Here is a 16,848-nt window from a genome sequence, read left to right as displayed (position 1 = left end):
TATTGAATAAAAAAATGCATAAAGCGAGGTGAAATCATGACAATTATTTACCAGAAGGAAAAGTTTCCGCCTCCTCCATTTGACGAGGAAGTGCAGCAGATCCATTACTTCCGGGACTTATACGATGGCAATCACGAGAATATATTTCCAAGAGCCCAGGAGCTGGCCAAAGAAACACAAGTCACAAGATTTATCAGGAAGCCAAGAAAAGCTTATCTAAGAAAGCAAGTGGAGAAAGCAGCACAGCACCATTATGTGATTGTAAATTTTTCTTCTGTTATCGCAGAGCTTCCCGCAGACCTGATAAACAGATCCTTGGGAAACATTTCTGCTGATACTGAAACAGATAAGCTGCTGCTGGAGTTTGTTCAGCAAGTTATTAAAGCCTCTAAGGTGAACCAAAACATTTGGGCTGCTGTCGTTCAGCATCAAGTAGATGGAGGAGTCGCCTACCGGATCAGAAGAGATATGAAAGGCACTTGGTTCGAATGGAAGCCGGCTGATCTTTACTTTGAGCACGATGATGATCTTGGGGCAGATATCCCATGGGTTGAAGAGCGCGGCGACGAAAAGTTCCTGAGAGTGGAGCGGCAAAGGCTGGACGGAGATAAACTGACTATCCAGCAGCTGGTTTTCAAGATGGATGGAGAAACGGTAAAAGAGGAAATGGATATTCAGGAATATGCCCAGCAATTCAATGTCGAAGTTCCAGAAGATCAGGAGCTTGCTGGTATTACCGAGCTGATGTGCGGATATATTCCAAATGATGAAACTCTGTTAAACCCCCGGGGCCGTTCAGGTCTTCGGAATATCGATGTAATTCAAGAGGAAATCAACTGGACCATTACTCGAGACTCTATCGTATTTGAAAAGCACGGTAAGCCTAAGCTGGCCATTCCCCGTGCTCTTTGGGACAGTGTGGCCAACAAAAATAAAACCTATTATGGTGATCGATTTGTCAGGCATGCGGATCTTGAAGTAGTCAGCTATGACGAAAAGAACGGTGCTGTTCCTCTTTACATTACCTGGGATGCAAAAACGGAACAGTCATTTGAGCATGTGCAGCGTTTGATTGATTACATGCTGGCCATCTCCAAGACATCAGCCCAGGCAGTTGGAGTCAATGTGGATCAAGGTGGCCGTTCAGCAATTGCCATCCTTTACGAGTGGATTCAGTCAGTGATTAAGGCAGAGTCCATTAAAGATAAATTCGATAATGCCATCAAGGAAGCCATTCGAAAATGCATCATCCTGGAGAATGCATTAGGAAGCACAGCCTTTAAGGACGTTGATCCTGTAGTTGAGTGGGCGGATATGCTGCCGAAAGCTGACAGTGAAAAGGATGAAGAAGAAATCAAGAAGTTTGAAGGCGGCGTTCAGTCGTTGGAAACAACTATTCGGAATCTCCATCCCGATTGGTCCGAAGAGGCAATCCTTGCTGAAGTGGAGAAGATACTCGAGCAGAAAGCTATTGATAGTTACTCTCCTGCTTTCAATCAGCCACCGAAAACAAGAGTAGGCGATGATGAATAATGGACAAGAATGAAAAGCTTATCCAAATGTATCAGGAGGCAAACTTTTACCTGCTTGGTCTTATTCGTTCTTTAGAAGAAGGCCCGACTAAAAGGCGAAAGGAACAGCTTCTCAGGCAGATACGTGAAATCATCGCGAACCTTTCAGAGAATGCTGCTGAAACGGCAAGAGAGATCATTGAGGAATCGTATAAAGCTGGTTCATCTGAAGCCATAAGGCAGCTGCTTGCGCAGGGGATTGCTGAAGAAGCCATCGAACCTACTTTAAAAACGGTTATCCATGTAAGAGCGGTGCAGGCCATTGTCGATGAAACCTTTTATCGCATTCTGGAGGCAAACGACAATGCAACTGCAGATGTGAAAGAAAGAATCGAGGAAGTTGTATTCCGGGCAAACAGAAGGTCATTGATTGAGGGTGTCTCCAGACGGCAGGCAACAAAAGATGCTATAGCTGAGATGACGGCAAGAGGCATCACAGGCATCACGGCAAAGAATGGTGCTCAAATTCCTATCGATAAATACATGGCGAATGTGATCCAGTATCATCAGCGCCAGGCTCATGTTGAAGGAAATCTGAACCGGCTTGCAGAAACTGGCCAGGACCTGGTTTATGTCAATTCAGTTGGGATAACTTGTGATATCTGCGCCAAGTATCAGGGCAGAGTTTACAGCATCAGTGGAAATGATGATCGATTCCCGAAGCTGACGGTAAAGCCGCCCTATCACGGCCACTGTGTGCACAGCACAGCTGCTTGGGTGGAAGAGTACCAGGATGAACTGGATGTGAAGAAGGTTTTAAAAGATTCAAATAAGCCGTTTATCGACAGCCGTACAGAAGCTAATGTCCGGAAGTATGAAAAGATGCAGCGAGAAAAATCCAAAAAGAACGAAGCCAGAAAACAATGGATTCGCTACAAAGCCAGGATGCCTGATCTTCCTGATTTAAAAACATTCGCCAGTCAGAAATCCCGAAACACTAAGCTGTATCAGGAATGGATGGAGGACTACCGGAAGATTGGTGGAGAAATCAAGAAACGAGGCGTATTAAAAGATGACTGAGAAAGATAAAAAATTGAAGACTCAAATAGAAGTCTCCGGATTGGATATGGTTCAAGACCTTCTGAAGTTTGTAAGGGGATTTGTAAACGATGAAAGGATTCCTGAAGCCGTAAGAACTGAATTCATGGATAAATTCAATAATCATATTGAATCAAAACATAACTAACACTCGATGAGTGTTTTTCTTTTGCCTTTTTACGTGCTGCAGGCGTAAAAGAACATCACGGAAATAGCCTACTGAGGCTCAAAATTAGGAGGAATATATGAAAAATATATACGCTTTATTTACTTGGATCTGGCTACTCTTTGCCAAGGAAAAAGAGGTAATGAAAGTTGAAGTGAAAAAGCCATTTCTGTTGTCCGTTGGAAGTCTTCAAACCTTTGCAGGTGATCCTGGCGGCGGTGCCGGCGGTTCTGGAACTGATCCAGGAGGAGCGGCTGGAGGCGGAACTGACCCGGGCGGAGAAGAAGCTTTTGCCACCTTCAAAACTCAGGAGGATTTAAACAAGCGTCTCTCTCGTGCCGAAAAGAAAGGTCAAAAGGAATTAGCCACATCACTAGGCTTTGAATCGGTGGAGGCGATGCAAGATGCTTTGAAGCAGAAGGAACCTCCAGCTACAAAGACTGGCCAAGGGAAAGAAAAAGATCCTGATCCAGTCAATGTCGATGCCGTTGTTGAAGCGAAGCTGAAGGAAGAACGAGATAAGACATTTAAACGCCTGGTAAATGCCGAGGTTAAAGTATTGGCGAATGAACTCGGGTTCGCAGATTGGGAAGATGCCCTGGCACTCGCCGATCTTTCTGAAGTAAAAGAAGATGAAAAGGGCAATATCACTGGAGTTAAAGAAGCTCTGGAAGCTTTAAGCAAGAAAAAGCCTCACCTGTTAAAGGCAACAAAGCAGGGGCAGTTTGGCGCTTCTATCCCTAATAATCAGCAGCGTCAAAAGGAATCACTGGAAAACATTAAGAAAATGGCCACTAACCGCGGCACTCAACAAACCGCAGCTAATAATCCATGGGCTTAAATTAAAAGGAGGATTCATTTATGCGATTACAACCAACTGAAAAGTTTGTAGTACAAGACTCTTATGAAATCCTGGCTTCTTATGAGGCGATCAGGGAAGTAGTTAACGGAATCACAATCGATGCTTCAGCAGTAACAGCTGATGGAGATGGAAAAAAGATTGTGAAGAAGGGAATGCCATTAGGAAAACTGGCCAATGGAAAATACGCACCTTACAATGCCGGTGCAACTGATGGAAGTGAAAATCCTACTGTTATCCTGAAGCACTCTTATGACGTAACAGAAGGCGACCAGGTTGCAGCTGGGTACGAGATGGCGAAAGTCATTTCAGAGCGCATCCCTGTTACTGTCGATGCCGCATTAAAAGGCAAAATGCCACTTATTCAATTTGCTTAAGCCATTTCTGGAATCAGAGGTGGCTTTATTATTCAACACAATTTGAAAGGATGATCCCTGAATGTCTAAGCCAAAATTCTTGTTAAAACTCGATATCCAAACCTTTGCCGGCCCTGAATTAGTTGGATTGGAACAAGCTTTATCCGGCGAAGAGCTGATTGTATATTCCCGTAACCTAGCAACACCAAATAATTACTTGCATGAGCTGCTGTTCCCGGCACGTGAAACATCTGAATTAACAGTGGACATTGTCCGAGAAGGATCTCGTCTCCCAGTAATGGCGCAAATTGCTGAACTCGGCACCCAGGTTGAGTACGGAAGCCGAGAGGGGATGACAGGCCAGCGCATTGAGATTCCTAAAATCCAGCGCGGACGTGCAATGGATGAGAAACTGGTTCGTATTCTTCTTCAAGGCGGTCTTCGGAACAATGAGGTTGCTGAGATTCGCCGTACGCAGCTGAATGATGCCGATTATGCAGTGGATGCGATCAAGGCACGGAAAGAGTGGATCGCCTTACAGTCTGTATCTACTGGCGGCGTCACTTATGCCGAGGGAGGCGTTCAGTTCTCTGTTGATTTTGGATTCACTTCTGAACAAAAGCCAGTATTAAGCGGTACTGATCTTTGGAGCGACACAGTAAACTCCAACCCACTGGAAGACATCATGGGATGGGTAAATACTTTCGCTGATAAAGGAATCAATTTAACCCGTGCCTTAGCCTCCCGCCAGGTTGTTTCTTATCTTCTTCAGAATAAGAATATCCGACTGGCTTATCATGGAGACCCATCAGGATCAGCTAACCCGCCACAGCTTAACAAAGCACAATTGGATCAGCTGTTCACTTCTCAAGGGTTGCCGAAAGTTGTCGCATACGATACACAGGCTCGAGTGGAAAACAGAGCTTTAACAAATGGGAAGTTGTCATTCTCAAATGTTCGCATGGCACCTCAAAATCGTTTCGTTATGCTGCCTGAAGGTCCGTTAGGGCACTACCTGTGGGCAGAAACAACTGAGGAAATGTTGAGTGATATCCAAGCGGAGAAGACGGACAGCAACGGCATTTATGTTTTCCGTAAGGTAAACGAGCATCCGATCCGAGTTGAAACAATCGGTGTCAATCTTGCTTTCCCTTCTCTTGGACTTAACGACTCTATCGTCACTGCAACTGTACTTTAATTTTGGACGAGGGCATTAGCAGAAGCTGGTGCCCAACAAAAATTACTGAAAGGATGATTTCCGATGGAATTGAAATTAAAGGGCAAGGTTAAACACAACGGTAAATGGTACGATTCTGATGCAACAATTAAGGTGAAACAAGAAGAAGGTGAACGCCTTGTTAAAATGGGAGCTGCTGAAGAAATCGAATCAGTAAAGAAAAGCGATGAAGACACTGCTGCTGAAAAGAAGAAATCCAAAAAAGAAAAAGAGTAGGTGGTTTGAATGCCTACTCTTGAAACCGTTGATCTGTGGATTCTCGGGAACATTTTAGACCGGAAGGATTGGGTCAGTTCCGAAGAGAAGGAAATTGCTGTCACTCAAGCCACACGAAATCTTCAACGCTGGTATCCTGGAGTTCTAATAACAGATGAGCTGCTGGCTTATCAAGCAATCTGGGAACTGCAGGGGATAGATCCAGCCTTAAAGTTCCAGAAGCAGGGAGTCAAATCGGTCAGCGAAGGCGAAGACAGGATTGATTATCTTGACAGGGATAAGGTAGCCCCTGATGTAAGGGAAATTCTTGGTCCGCCTGCCTTTGAATTGATTGAGGAAGCTCCGGTCATTCTTGAGGGCGGGCGATTGGTATGAGCTTATTTGGATATCCTGCAACCGTTACCCATTTTAAAGCCCAGACAGACAACTGGAATCGTGTAACAGGCTATTTTCCTGAAGTGAAATCAGCGAAGGTAGTTGAGGAGCAAAAGGAAATCAAAAATGGACAGGGTGAAGAGGTTCAATCCAATGCTGAAATTCATTTAGAAGGGGCGCAAGATGTTTCTTCTAATGATTATTTTGAGTATGTTAATGCACTGGGACGCACAGTCAGATACGATGTGCAGCATATTGAAATAAAGAAGCAGATGGGTACAGACGAGGTTAAGAAGGTGATTGTCTATGGCTAGCAGCCGTAATGTCTACAGCTTCGATATTGAGGGCATTGACGCCATGATTCTAACTCTTGACCGGATTGAACAGGAGCAGGAGCGGAAGATGGATCAAATCCTCACCAAATTAGCCCAGAAAGTGATTGAAGATGCTAAAAGGCTGGCACCTTTGGATTCCGGTGATCTTGAAGCAGCTTTAGTAGTTGGAGAAGTCAAAAAGAGAATCTCTCGGATGTTTATCGAATTGGGAACCAGTCCAGAGGTGGATGATTATGCAGTCGTTCAGCATGAAGGATTTCGAAAAACAAAAGGCGGCAATGTGGTCAGCTTGTCTCCTGGTGAGAAGACCAGAAGCAAAGGGCCTCATAAAGGCTATATGCCTGGCGCCAAGTATTTAGAAAATGCCATCAAAATAAATGAACGACTTATCATCCAGGAATTGAGCAATGCTCTGAGATTTTGAGGTGATGCAGTGAGAGCCCAAGAATTTATCAACTTTCTCACAAATGAAGGGTTTAATGTTTTTCCTGATCCAAACTTCATACCTGATGTTGAAGAGAGTCAGCTGCCGGCTCTCTTTGTTTTTGGCTCAGGGGGAGGAGAACCGGACGACGAGCTGCCGATGGAATTTCCCACCTTTCAGGTAATTGTGAAAGGCCGCAGCTATAAAGCAGATTCCTCCCAGATGGACAAGACAGAGCAGCTGGCCAAACAGCTTATTAATAAGATGCACCAGGTAAACCACAGGTTTATCGGCGATAATCTTGTTTACTACATCAGGTCTGTTCAAAGCAATCCCATCCCGATCGGACTGGACACTTTGGAGAGGCCTGTTTTTTCAACGAATTTCAGGTTGAGAATTCAGCCTGTAACTTAGAGAGGAGAGTTATAAATGCCAGTAATTGACGTACCTATCGGGCCTGCAGAGGTTGAATTCGGCACCACAACGCCTACGGTATTTGATATCACTAAGGGAGGTATTGTCTTCAGTGCTAATACTTCAAAACAGGATGTTACAGTGGATCAATATGGCGATACCCCCGTGAAGTCAATTCTCAAAGGCCGCACATGCCAGGCGGTTGTTCCGTTTGCCTTGCATGATTTGAAAAAGCTTGGGATCGTTACTCCAGACAGTAAATATGGAGAAGATACCACCAATCCGGAAGCAATTAAAAAGAGGTTGAATGTCTATGCAAATGCAGGCTATAACCTTCTAGGCGATGCGGATCAGCTGGTTATCAAGCCTACATCTGATGGAACAAGCCCAAATGATTATATTACGATCCCCCTTGCTTCCCCTGTCGCTGATGTGGAGTGGACCTACAACTCAGATAATGAGCGCGTATGTAATATCACATTTGTTGGTTACCCGGACAGCACGGGTCTACTGTACTTCCTCGGTGACGAGTCAGTTGTCATTCCTGAATAATTTTGAAATGAGAGGGTGCTAAGGCGCTCTCTCATTTATTTGGAGGTTCCCTATGTTAAATATTTTTAAGAGTTCCTTAACGGGAAATGAAATGTACCTACATGAGAAAAAAGTAGAAATCCCAAAGTTAACACCGGATCGCTGGAAGAAATTATTTGAGAAAGTAGATATGCTTCCAGGTCTTATCGTGCAAGTGCTGCTTGCTCCCAAGAAAGAGTTTTACACAGTTGTTGTTTCGGCCTGCCAGTTGGCACTGGATGAAATAACTGAAATCGTCGCCATATTAAGCGAAGTCGAAGTGGAATACATCAAAAAGAATGTTGCTTTACATGAAATCATTGAATTTCTAACTAAAACAGTTCAGAGAAACAAATTAGATGAAATGGCAAAAAACCTCAAAAGCCTTCTACCCCAAAAGACAGAGGAGTAGAGGGCAAAATCTCATTTGAGGAATTTATCTATAAAGCTTCTTTCACATTGAATGTTTCTCCTAAAGTGCTGGAGACTCAATATTACTTCAAAGATCTTCCCCAGCTTCTTGAAGAAAGGGCAAAGGAAAAGAACGAAAAGATTCTTGAACAGATATTTATACGCCTAGCTACAAACCAGCGAGCAATGGAAGAAGAAGAATACAAAAAGTTCCTGAAAGTTCTAACGAAAAAGTTAAAAAGCCAGCCAGGCTTAGAATTTAGCCGTGACAAAATGGAAGAACTCCGAATGATGACCCATTTAGGGGCAAATAAATCCAGATAGAAAGGAGGTAATCGAATGGCAACCGAATTAGGGGAACTGCGCGCCAGATTAACACTGCAGGCACAAGAATTTCAGCGAGGGATGCAGCAGACCAGAACCTCCTTGTTATCAACGGCTAATTCCACCAAGGCAACAAGTCAAGCGATGAGCATTCTAAGTTCTTCCACATCTTCTTTAAGTCAAGCAGCTCAAAACGGTATTGTTCCCGCAACCGAATTGGCCGGGGATTTAGAGAATCAGATAGGAAGCATTAATGAATTATCAGGAGAGACAACAAACGCTATTTCTGATTTAGGCGGGGCTGTAGAAGATCTCGGTCCTGCAGCAGAAGAAGGAGCAGGTTCTGCGACAGCCAGTATTGAGGAAATGCTATCAACCATTCAAACAGCTTCTCTTGCTATTGGGGGCGCCATTGCAGCAGGTGTAGGGGTTAGTGTAAAGCAGGCTGCTGATTTTGAAGCTCAAATGATGAGAGTTAAGGCTATTTCAGGAGCTACAGATGAAGAATTTCAAAGTCTTCAGCAATCAGCTTTAGATTTAGGTGCCAGCACTTCTAAATCGGCGAGTGAAGTAGCAATCGCCTTTGAGGATATGGCAGCAATGGGTTTTAATGCGACAGAGATTATCGCGGCCATGCCAGGCGTTATTGCAGCGGCTGAAGCATCAGGAAGTGATCTAGCGCAAACTTCGGGGATAGTTGCGGCTGCGCTGAATGCTTTTCAGCTGGAGGCTGCTGACGCGACAAAGGTTGCGGATATCTTGGCCATGACAGCTAATATCTCAGCAGCCGGCATCGAGGATATGGGATATGCATTGAAGTATGTAGGGCCAGTTGCTAATACTTTAGGAATTAGCCTGGAAGAAGTATCAGCGGCTATAGGGATTATGACCAATGCAGGGCTTGATGGAAGCAGCGCAGGTACATCTTTGAGAGCGGCATTGCTTGCCCTAAATAACCCAGCTAAAGAACAAGAGAAAACAATGAAGCAGCTTGGTTTCTCTATGAAGGACAGTAACGGGGAGTCTAAAAGTCTCGCCAATATATTCGGGGACCTGGCTAAAGCAACAGAAAATATGACACAGGCTGAGAAAGTTGCAACAATCGCTAAACTTGTAGGAACTGAAGCTTCTTCCGGAATGATCGCAGTAATGGAAGGTGGCGTCGACCAATTAAATGAGTTTACAAAGTCTCTGCAGAATTCATCCGGGGCCTCCAAAGAAGCAGCAGCCATTATGAAGGATAACCTCAAAGGAGCAGCAGATGAACTAACCGGCGCTTTTGAAACTCTAGGAATTAAAGTAGGTAACGAATTCCTACCCATGTTAACCGATGTCACTCAAAAAGGTGCAGAAGTAGTAGGCGCAATCGGGGAGATGGATACTTCAGCTGTGAAAACAGGTGTTGCATTTGCAGGGACTGCCTCTGCCATAGCACTTGTCATTTCTACCGTTGGAAAACTAGCTATCGCAACAAGAGGATTAATGGCGTCAATGGGGCCAGCGGGCTGGCTAATAACGGGGTTATCACTTCTGGGCGGTGCTCTTGTGGCAGCAAGAATACACCAAGAAGACATGAAGGAAGTAACTTTAGAAACAGCAAACTCCATGATCGAAAGCGCTGATTCATTGAAGGTTACGATTGATAAATACGATCAGCTCAGTCAAAAATCTAAGCTTTCAACCGATGAACTGGGAAGATTTCTGGATATAAATTCTGAGATTGCAAAGACGGCTGATCCCAATGTGATCGCAAGGCTGAAGGATGAACAGGAAAAATTAAGAGAAAAATCTGGCTTATCAAATGATGAATTTCAGGAAATGCTGAAGCTGAATCAAGAATTGATTGAAAAAGTGCCTGAGACTAATGCGACCATCACAGATCAAGGCAATGCTATTGCTGAAAACACAAGCAAGGCAAAAGAATATAATGCGCAGCAAATGGAAATGATTCGCCTGGAATTAGAAGCACAAAAAGCTAAAGCAGAAGCTAATATGGCTGAGTATCTCGAAGATGAAAGCAGAATTAAAGATAAAATCAAAAGTACGCAAGAAAGAATAAACGAATTAAATCAGCAAGAAATTGACCAAACGGACAGGCTTCGAGGGCTACAAAAGGAATTAGCCAATGCAAAAGCAAACGACGATACTCTGGAACAAGAACGCCTTACAACAACGATTGAAATGGAAAATAGGAAACTTGAAGGCATAAAGAAACAACGGGCAGAAGCAGCCCAATTAATAGTTGATAAAACTAATGAACTTAATAAAATCCAAGAACAAATTGGTAAGCTGGATGAAGTAAACCGCAAAATGGTCGATATTGAATTGAAACAGGCCGGGATTAATGCTAAACGCGGAGAGGAAATGCGAGCGTTAGATGCCGCCATTTCTAAACTGGAAACCCAGAAACAAAAGCTTCAAAATAACACTCCTGCTGCAGAAAGAAATACTGAGGAACATCGCAGGACTGTAGCTGCCATTCAATCACAAATAGACAATTTAAATTCCGTTAGGAATCGAATTTCAGAAATAACCGGACAAGCCCAAACCATGAATCGAACGATTGGTTCTACGATCTACAAGGATATTGTTATAAGAGAGAAAAAGTATGCCCTAGTAACTACTCCGGGACAATCAGGAAGAATCCCTGAAGGATTACGTCACAACGGCGGTCCTGTAGGCACCATTCCCAAACTGCATGCGGGAGGGCTTACCTCTCGTCTTATGAGCGCACCCTTGCATAACGAAATTGATGTAAGACTTTTACGCAACGAAACGGTTCTGACTGAAGCTCAGCAGGCAAACTTATTCAGAATGATTGATGCCGGGTTAACAGGTAACGGCGGTCAGCCAGCGTTTGATCCTGAAGTGATTGAACTTCTGAGGGAAATCGAAAGAGGAATCGCTAATGGATTGAATGCAACAATCTTAATGGATGGAAGAGAAGCTGCAAGGGCGGTTGACCCCCACTTGAAGGAGCTGCAACAAAATAGAGACTATTCCCATCTTAAGTTCAGAGGGGAGAATTTGTAATGCTTAAAAACGGGTTTACGTTTAATGGAGAAAGAAAACCATTTGTCATGACCATTTCTAAAAAACGTACTTATTGGCCACCAGTTCAGCGTAGCCTTCTTGATATCCCAAAGGTACCTGGTGCGAGATTGATGCACTCGAAAATTGGCGTAAGGCAAATAGCGGTGGATGTGGAAGTCGAGGGTGCGAATCAGGAGAGCCTAAGGAAGAGAGCTGAAGAACTTGCGCGCTGGCTAATCACAGATGAGCCTGCACCTTTAATCTTTGACGATGAGAGAGATAGGACGTATTTTGCCATCGTGGAAGGGGAATTTGATCCGACAGAATTGGCCATGCGGGGTTATGGAACTATCCAATTCATCTGCCCTGATCCTTACAAGTATGCTGATTTAAAGCCGATTAAGCTATACCCCAGTTCATCACCTACAATTCAAAATGTAGAAGTATTGGGGAATATCGAAACTTACCCGGTTACAAGAGTTGAGGTCCAGAAAAAGCTAAACTTTTTTGCACTTGTAACTGGCGATGACTACTTGCAAATTGGCGAGGATGCCGAGGTGGATCAGACTATTATCGATCCAGAAACGTTAGTTTTTTCTGATTCAATGGCTGCTACATCTGGCTGGGGCCAGGCAACATATGTTGATAATGGGTATATAGCGGGAACTATCGCCAGTGATGGATCATCATTTTATCCGGAAACTTTCGGAACAGTGATTCAGCCACCTCAATGGCAAGGACCATCTGTAAAAAAATCTATCGGGAAATCACTCAGTGACTTCAGGGCGGAAGCATTAGTAGAGCTTCAGAATAAAGGCAACAGGACAGGTATGCTTGAAATCTATTTCTTAGGAAGCTCGAACCAAACGGTAGCTAAAATAGGCATTCAAGATCGCCACGCTATCACAGAAAATGTAATAGCCTCAGCCCGAATTGGAGATTCAGACACAGGGAAATGGATTGCGACAGAGGAAGCCAGGAACCCTGAATGGTGGACAAACTTTAAAGGTGTCCTGCGTATTGAACGAAAGGAGAAGCGCTGGACCGTCTATTTCAGTCCAATTGATTCTAAAGGCAATCACACTTACCCGAGAGGTTCGGATGGATCCCTCACTTATTTTGATGCGATTGAAGAGTTTGATGAACCCATCACTCAGATTCAAGTCGCCTTCAGGATATATCCCAATACAACGAAAGCGGATATGAAGATTAGTGATTTGAAAATATGGGAGCTGAATCAAAAACCGGCAACCTACATCATTAACATAGCTAATCCCGGTGATATTCTTGAATTTGATCACTACAAAAACACAATAAAGAAAAATGGAGAATTGCTGCTTGGGTTGAAGGACTTTGCCAGCAATTTTTTTGCGTTAAAGCCAGGCAAAAATCCAGTATCCTTTTTACCTAGTGATGCCGGCATTGTAACGATTTCCTTCAGGGAGCGATATCTATGATTTATGTGTTAAATAAAGTGGATTCCATTGCAAATATACTCGAGCCCCAGAAAGAGAAATCGTATTGGGGTGATTTGCACATCCAGGACCTGAAAGAAGGAATTGAGACTTTTGAATTTTCAACTGATGTTGATATCCCTACAAACTCTACCATTGTCCTGAGAACATCCAGGAATGAACTTGTACCCTTTATAGTTCAGCGGGTTAATAAAATTTCAAATTACAGCCGTACTATTCACTACACTTGTGATGCTGAATTTTTGGAACTTAGGTACAGTAAAATTCTTGAGCCTCAGCTATTAGAAGGACAGACACCTGAAACAGCTCTGTCGTTTGGTCTTCAAGGGACACGATGGCAATTGGGAGATGTTGAAGTAGCTGACGTTAAAGAAGTGCATATTGATGAATATATGAATGTCCTGAAGTATTTAAGGGTGATTGCTGCGGAATTCGATTTGGAACTTCGATTTCGAGTTGAATTTCTGAATAGTAGGGTGTCCAGGCGTTATGTGGATTTTGTGAAGAAAACAGGATTGGATGCGGGGAAAGAAATTGTGTTCGGAAAGGACCTTCAGAATATTGAGAGGCTTGAGGATTCCAGTGCCATAGTTTCAGCATTATATGGGGTGGGTCCGGCAGACGACAACGGAAATTTTATGACGGTTGCATCTGTAAATGGTGGCAAGCCCTACGTTGAGAATAAAGGTGCATTAGACCGGTGGGGAAAAGACGGAGAGCACCGGTATGACATTTTCATGCCTTCTGTTGATAAAGAAGGTCTCACACCTCAAGAACTTTTAAGGCTAACGAATGAGGAGCTTTCCAAGCGGATTAACTCCATAGTGACCTATAAAGTAGATGGGGTTGATTTTTACGATGTGCTCGGCATGGATCACGAAGTCGTGAATCTGGGCGACACCGTTCGAATTAAGGACGAAGGCTTTTCTCCACCGTTGTACCTGGAAGCTCGGATAATCAGAGTGGAAAGAAGCTATACGGATTCATCAAGAAATCAGTATACCCTCGGAGATTATGTGGAAGTAGACATTAAAACCTACAAATACATTCGGGATCTTCAAAAACTTATTAACAAAAGTAAAGAAAGCTGGAACGCAGCTGAAGAGAATGCTGTTCAACGGGCCCAGCTGATTATCGAGCAGACAGAGGAATCCATTAATGTTCGGGTAGAAGGCGTAAAGCAAACAGTTGATGGCCATACAACAACCATTAACCAGATCAATCTAGACATCGATGGAATTGTTTTGAAAGCCAATCAAACTGACACGAGATTAGGAGAAGCGGAAGCATCCATTCTTGTAAATGCCAATGGGATTCAGCAAAGGGTCAGTAAGGATGACTATAACGGCAATGTCATTGCATCCTTAATCAATCAAACGGCCACTGATATCACCATCCAAGCGGAGAAAATAAATCTTAACGGAATCACTCGAGTAGCTTCCCAATTAAATATTGGTGAGCAATTTGATAACAGTAGCTATAAGAGTCTCTATTTTCGTGGCGGTGATGCTGTAATAGAAGTTGCTCCTTATTCTTCAGGTTTACTTTTATTCACCATTACCGATGTAAATCTGAATAATTGCTTAAAGGCTGTGAATGGATCAGGAACAGAATTTACAAAGCCTGTAACCTCAAGTGCACCTGAGCAGGGCTATTGTGGAGTAGGCGGAATGGATTCTATGGGTACTTCTGGGGCTGTCGCTGGGGTCGGAGTGAACTTTAAAGCAACAAGAAAATACACGCCTTCTTCTGTTAATATCAGCAGTTTTTCAGGTGGGACCAATGCCGGATTTGTGACTACTTCTCAGATTACCAGAGATGGCTTCTGGCTATTTATCGGCGGTTCAGGGACTGCGGATGTATTTAAATATTGGAGGGGGACCTACAGTGTTAGCTAGTGTGAGCGGCAGCCAATTAGATATTAAATGTAACTACTGTAACCATTCATTTCACCAAGATGTACAAGATACCACGTTACCTTATTTGGATGAATTTCAGGAATTTGAGAATTTGACTGTTCAATGTCCAAACTGCCAAGTGATGGAAACTTTTAACGTGAATATCCCTGAAAATGATACAGATGAACCTTATGAATCTGGTGAATTGCCTTTAAAAGAGGAAATCCAGCGTTACTATGTTAGATTACTCATCCGGCTGGTAAGGGAGGATTTCAAGGAGGTGCAGCATAATGGAAATTGAAATCCTGAATCATTTCAACACTCTGAAACAAGGGGATACCAAAACAGAGTTCAGTCTTAAACTTCTTGATTTTAATAGAGAACCATTGGACCTAGAGGGAAAGACAACAAAGGTTCTTATCGCTAATAACACAGGAAAAATATTAGAGAAGACACCCACAATCGATGAAACTGATGTGGGTGTTATTCATTTTAAATTTAGCGATGCCGATGTAACTGGATTTGGAGATATGCGCCTGGAGATACACGTCACAGATGCAGCTGGAGATACCCAGGTAATCCCGTCCAGTGGTTATTATAAGTTCACCATAGACAGAAACTTAAATGACCTGTCAGATGGGATCACAAGCTACTCTCTCGAATATTTTATAGCTCAGCTTGATGAAAAGGAGCTGGAGCTCGATGAAGCAAGGGATGCTGCATTAGAAGCGGCAGGGAATGTTACTGCGGCTGTAGAAGCGGCTAATACTGCTGCAGATGAAGCTAATGCTCAAGCCCTTCATGCTAAAACACAGGGAGATTATGCCCTGCAGCAGGGGGATATTGCGGCAACGGAGGCAAGTAATTTATCCACTTTAAAAACGGACGTGCAAACAGCCACAACGAATGCAAATAATGCGGCCACATCTGCTATTGAATCGGCTAACAATGCCAATACAAAGGCAACAGAAGCAGAAACAGCTGCTAGTAATGCAAACGCCCAGGCAACCTTTGCTCAAGATCAAGGGGATTATGCAAAAGCTCAGGGCGATTATGCCAAACAAATTGCAGACGATATTTCTTCCAGTGCAGGCGTCACAAGTGTCAATGGAAAGACAGGAGCAGTTTCAATTACATCTGCAGATATTACGATGATTCCACGTAAGCTCAGTACGGATCCAGGCTCAGGGTACCCTAATGGAGTCACCATGTTTGATGTGATTGAGAGTACTAGCGAGGGCTATCCAATCAGTTTAGGGATCGTAATTAATTATAAATTTAGCAATTTGCGTTTTGTGCAATTTATGTATCAGCACTCTTCTCCGAGATCGTTTATCCGTACCTGGTACAATGACGCTTGGTCTCCATGGGAAGAATTAGAAAAGGTCCAGTCAGTTAACGGGAAGACCGGTGCCATTACTTTAAATGCCGGCGATGTAGGAGCAGAGACACCTGCAGGGGCACAAGCTAAGATCGATACTGCAATTGCAGGATTAATTGATGGTGCACCTGGGGCATTAGATACCCTGAAAGAGTTGGCCGATGCTATGGGGGATGACCCTAATTTCGCCACTACAGTACTCAACCGATTAACCACAATTGAAACAGAATCTGCTGCGCATTCGGCGGAAAGTATGCCACATAAATTTACCGATGCCATAGACTTAAAAACCTATCGGTATGGATTTCAAACGAATACTGCTAAAGATGGGTTGGTATTTGTGTATGAGGAGGTTTTATAATGCCAGAAATTAATTTACCTACAAAAGCTACGCAGGATTTAATTAAGCAGGATACCGCAGATATTTTGAGTCAGTTTCCGATTAGTGGAGGTACAGATTGGAGTAAGTTAACTCCTGCATTTTCTTATACATCCACTGCTGCCTCAGCGTCCTCATCAGCTGGAACACTATTAGACATCACAGGTAAAGGAATTTTAACCGGAGTTTACATTCGTGGTGGGGTTACAAACTCGTCTAATAATATACGTATCACTATCGACGGCGTTGTTGTAGGTGGATGGATAAATTCCTATGGTGCTGCAGGTGATGCGGTTCCTATAACATATAAGTTCAACCAGTCTTTAAAAGTAGAGGGATATTCATCAAACAATCTTTATGTAGGTGTCTCTTACAATTTGATATAA

Annotated in this window: 20 protein-coding genes; all 20 read left to right on the top strand. The window is 43.4% G+C overall.

Annotation, left to right across the window (positions count from 1 at the left end):
- The first annotated feature begins 36 nt into the window (after positions 1–36).
- The 20 genes from ACEQ1T_RS05505 to ACEQ1T_RS05410 all read left to right on the top strand — a co-directional run bounded on the left by ACEQ1T_RS05505 (position 37) and on the right by ACEQ1T_RS05410 (position 16,848).
- Positions 37–1,533, top strand: a complete 1,497-nt coding sequence (locus ACEQ1T_RS05505; RefSeq protein WP_370222007.1) for a phage portal protein — start codon at positions 37–39, stop codon at positions 1,531–1,533.
- Entirely contained in the window at positions 1,533–2,591 is a 1,059-nt protein-coding gene (locus ACEQ1T_RS05500; RefSeq protein ID WP_370222005.1) for a phage minor capsid protein, read from the top strand. The genes ACEQ1T_RS05505 and ACEQ1T_RS05500 overlap by 1 nt, the downstream gene beginning before the upstream one ends.
- Positions 2,584–2,757, top strand: coding sequence for a hypothetical protein (locus tag ACEQ1T_RS05495; RefSeq protein ID WP_370222004.1), 174 nt, complete (start codon positions 2,584–2,586; stop codon positions 2,755–2,757). Before ACEQ1T_RS05500 ends, ACEQ1T_RS05495 begins: the two co-directional genes overlap by 8 nt.
- Before the next feature lie 97 nt (positions 2,758–2,854).
- Positions 2,855–3,616: a scaffolding protein gene (locus ACEQ1T_RS05490; RefSeq protein WP_370222003.1), complete on the top strand. Its 762-nt coding sequence runs from the start codon at positions 2,855–2,857 to the stop codon at positions 3,614–3,616.
- Between the two features lie 20 nt (positions 3,617–3,636).
- The gene (locus tag ACEQ1T_RS05485) at positions 3,637–4,011 is read left to right on the top strand and encodes a head decoration protein (protein ID WP_197201035.1); all 375 of its coding nucleotides are present in this window, start codon (positions 3,637–3,639) and stop codon (positions 4,009–4,011) included.
- A 61-nt stretch (positions 4,012–4,072) separates the two neighbouring features.
- A complete protein-coding gene (locus ACEQ1T_RS05480) occupies positions 4,073–5,188 on the top strand; it encodes a major capsid protein (protein ID WP_370222001.1) in 1,116 nt (371 codons plus the stop codon).
- A gap of 63 nt (positions 5,189–5,251) precedes the next feature.
- Positions 5,252–5,443, top strand: a complete 192-nt coding sequence (locus ACEQ1T_RS05475) for a hypothetical protein (protein ID WP_370222000.1) — start codon at positions 5,252–5,254, stop codon at positions 5,441–5,443.
- A 9-nt stretch (positions 5,444–5,452) separates the two neighbouring features.
- The gene (locus ACEQ1T_RS05470) at positions 5,453–5,818 is read left to right on the top strand and encodes a hypothetical protein (protein ID WP_370221999.1); all 366 of its coding nucleotides are present in this window, start codon (positions 5,453–5,455) and stop codon (positions 5,816–5,818) included.
- Positions 5,815–6,132 carry a hypothetical protein gene (locus ACEQ1T_RS05465; RefSeq protein ID WP_370221998.1) on the top strand — a complete coding sequence of 106 codons (318 nt, stop codon included), beginning with the start codon at positions 5,815–5,817 and terminating at the stop codon, positions 6,130–6,132. Before ACEQ1T_RS05470 ends, ACEQ1T_RS05465 begins: the two co-directional genes overlap by 4 nt.
- The gene (locus ACEQ1T_RS05460) at positions 6,125–6,577 is read left to right on the top strand and encodes an HK97 gp10 family phage protein (protein ID WP_370221996.1); all 453 of its coding nucleotides are present in this window, start codon (positions 6,125–6,127) and stop codon (positions 6,575–6,577) included. The genes ACEQ1T_RS05465 and ACEQ1T_RS05460 overlap by 8 nt, the downstream gene beginning before the upstream one ends.
- Positions 6,578–6,586: 9 nt before the next feature.
- Positions 6,587–6,991, top strand: coding sequence for a minor capsid protein (locus ACEQ1T_RS05455; RefSeq protein ID WP_370221995.1), 405 nt, complete (start codon positions 6,587–6,589; stop codon positions 6,989–6,991).
- Between the two features lie 15 nt (positions 6,992–7,006).
- A complete protein-coding gene (locus ACEQ1T_RS05450; protein ID WP_370221993.1) occupies positions 7,007–7,543 on the top strand; it encodes a hypothetical protein in 537 nt (178 codons plus the stop codon).
- 52 nt (positions 7,544–7,595) lie between these two features.
- On the top strand, positions 7,596–7,973 hold the full coding sequence (locus ACEQ1T_RS05445) for a hypothetical protein (RefSeq protein ID WP_370221992.1): 378 nt from the start codon (positions 7,596–7,598) through the stop codon (positions 7,971–7,973).
- Between the two features lie 65 nt (positions 7,974–8,038).
- A complete protein-coding gene (locus ACEQ1T_RS05440; RefSeq protein WP_370221990.1) occupies positions 8,039–8,296 on the top strand; it encodes a hypothetical protein in 258 nt (85 codons plus the stop codon).
- Between the two features lie 15 nt (positions 8,297–8,311).
- On the top strand, positions 8,312–11,329 hold the full coding sequence (locus tag ACEQ1T_RS05435; protein WP_370221988.1) for a phage tail tape measure protein: 3,018 nt from the start codon (positions 8,312–8,314) through the stop codon (positions 11,327–11,329).
- The gene (locus tag ACEQ1T_RS05430; RefSeq protein WP_370221987.1) at positions 11,329–12,786 is read left to right on the top strand and encodes a distal tail protein Dit; all 1,458 of its coding nucleotides are present in this window, start codon (positions 11,329–11,331) and stop codon (positions 12,784–12,786) included. Before ACEQ1T_RS05435 ends, ACEQ1T_RS05430 begins: the two co-directional genes overlap by 1 nt.
- Positions 12,783–14,702 carry a phage tail spike protein gene (locus tag ACEQ1T_RS05425; protein WP_370221986.1) on the top strand — a complete coding sequence of 640 codons (1,920 nt, stop codon included), beginning with the start codon at positions 12,783–12,785 and terminating at the stop codon, positions 14,700–14,702. Before ACEQ1T_RS05430 ends, ACEQ1T_RS05425 begins: the two co-directional genes overlap by 4 nt.
- Entirely contained in the window at positions 14,692–15,003 is a 312-nt protein-coding gene (locus ACEQ1T_RS05420) for a hypothetical protein (RefSeq protein ID WP_370221985.1), read from the top strand. Before ACEQ1T_RS05425 ends, ACEQ1T_RS05420 begins: the two co-directional genes overlap by 11 nt.
- Positions 14,993–16,444, top strand: coding sequence for a pyocin knob domain-containing protein (locus ACEQ1T_RS05415; RefSeq protein WP_370221984.1), 1,452 nt, complete (start codon positions 14,993–14,995; stop codon positions 16,442–16,444). The genes ACEQ1T_RS05420 and ACEQ1T_RS05415 overlap by 11 nt, the downstream gene beginning before the upstream one ends.
- Positions 16,444–16,848 (top strand): hypothetical protein, encoded by a 405-nt coding sequence (locus ACEQ1T_RS05410; protein WP_370221983.1) that lies wholly within the window; start codon positions 16,444–16,446, stop codon positions 16,846–16,848. Before ACEQ1T_RS05415 ends, ACEQ1T_RS05410 begins: the two co-directional genes overlap by 1 nt.

The sequence above is a fragment of the Cytobacillus sp. genome (assembly GCF_964223445.1).
Classification (GTDB): Bacteria; Bacillota; Bacilli; order Bacillales; family Cytobacillaceae; genus Cytobacillus.
The sequence above is the reverse complement of the archived record's forward strand: the minus strand, read 5'-3'. Positions and strand labels throughout refer to the sequence as shown.

Coding starts and splice junctions, on each gene's coding strand:
- ACEQ1T_RS05505 (WP_370222007.1), top strand. CDS start 37: ATGACAATTATTTACCAGAAGGAAAAGTTTCCGCCTCCTCCATTTGAC.
- ACEQ1T_RS05500 (WP_370222005.1), top strand. CDS start 1,533: ATGGACAAGAATGAAAAGCTTATCCAAATGTATCAGGAGGCAAACTTT.
- ACEQ1T_RS05495 (WP_370222004.1), top strand. CDS start 2,584: ATGACTGAGAAAGATAAAAAATTGAAGACTCAAATAGAAGTCTCCGGA.
- ACEQ1T_RS05490 (WP_370222003.1), top strand. CDS start 2,855: ATGAAAAATATATACGCTTTATTTACTTGGATCTGGCTACTCTTTGCC.
- ACEQ1T_RS05485 (WP_197201035.1), top strand. CDS start 3,637: ATGCGATTACAACCAACTGAAAAGTTTGTAGTACAAGACTCTTATGAA.
- ACEQ1T_RS05480 (WP_370222001.1), top strand. CDS start 4,073: ATGTCTAAGCCAAAATTCTTGTTAAAACTCGATATCCAAACCTTTGCC.
- ACEQ1T_RS05475 (WP_370222000.1), top strand. CDS start 5,252: ATGGAATTGAAATTAAAGGGCAAGGTTAAACACAACGGTAAATGGTAC.
- ACEQ1T_RS05470 (WP_370221999.1), top strand. CDS start 5,453: ATGCCTACTCTTGAAACCGTTGATCTGTGGATTCTCGGGAACATTTTA.
- ACEQ1T_RS05465 (WP_370221998.1), top strand. CDS start 5,815: ATGAGCTTATTTGGATATCCTGCAACCGTTACCCATTTTAAAGCCCAG.
- ACEQ1T_RS05460 (WP_370221996.1), top strand. CDS start 6,125: ATGGCTAGCAGCCGTAATGTCTACAGCTTCGATATTGAGGGCATTGAC.
- ACEQ1T_RS05450 (WP_370221993.1), top strand. CDS start 7,007: ATGCCAGTAATTGACGTACCTATCGGGCCTGCAGAGGTTGAATTCGGC.
- ACEQ1T_RS05445 (WP_370221992.1), top strand. CDS start 7,596: ATGTTAAATATTTTTAAGAGTTCCTTAACGGGAAATGAAATGTACCTA.
- ACEQ1T_RS05435 (WP_370221988.1), top strand. CDS start 8,312: ATGGCAACCGAATTAGGGGAACTGCGCGCCAGATTAACACTGCAGGCA.
- ACEQ1T_RS05430 (WP_370221987.1), top strand. CDS start 11,329: ATGCTTAAAAACGGGTTTACGTTTAATGGAGAAAGAAAACCATTTGTC.
- ACEQ1T_RS05425 (WP_370221986.1), top strand. CDS start 12,783: ATGATTTATGTGTTAAATAAAGTGGATTCCATTGCAAATATACTCGAG.
- ACEQ1T_RS05415 (WP_370221984.1), top strand. CDS start 14,993: ATGGAAATTGAAATCCTGAATCATTTCAACACTCTGAAACAAGGGGAT.
- ACEQ1T_RS05410 (WP_370221983.1), top strand. CDS start 16,444: ATGCCAGAAATTAATTTACCTACAAAAGCTACGCAGGATTTAATTAAG.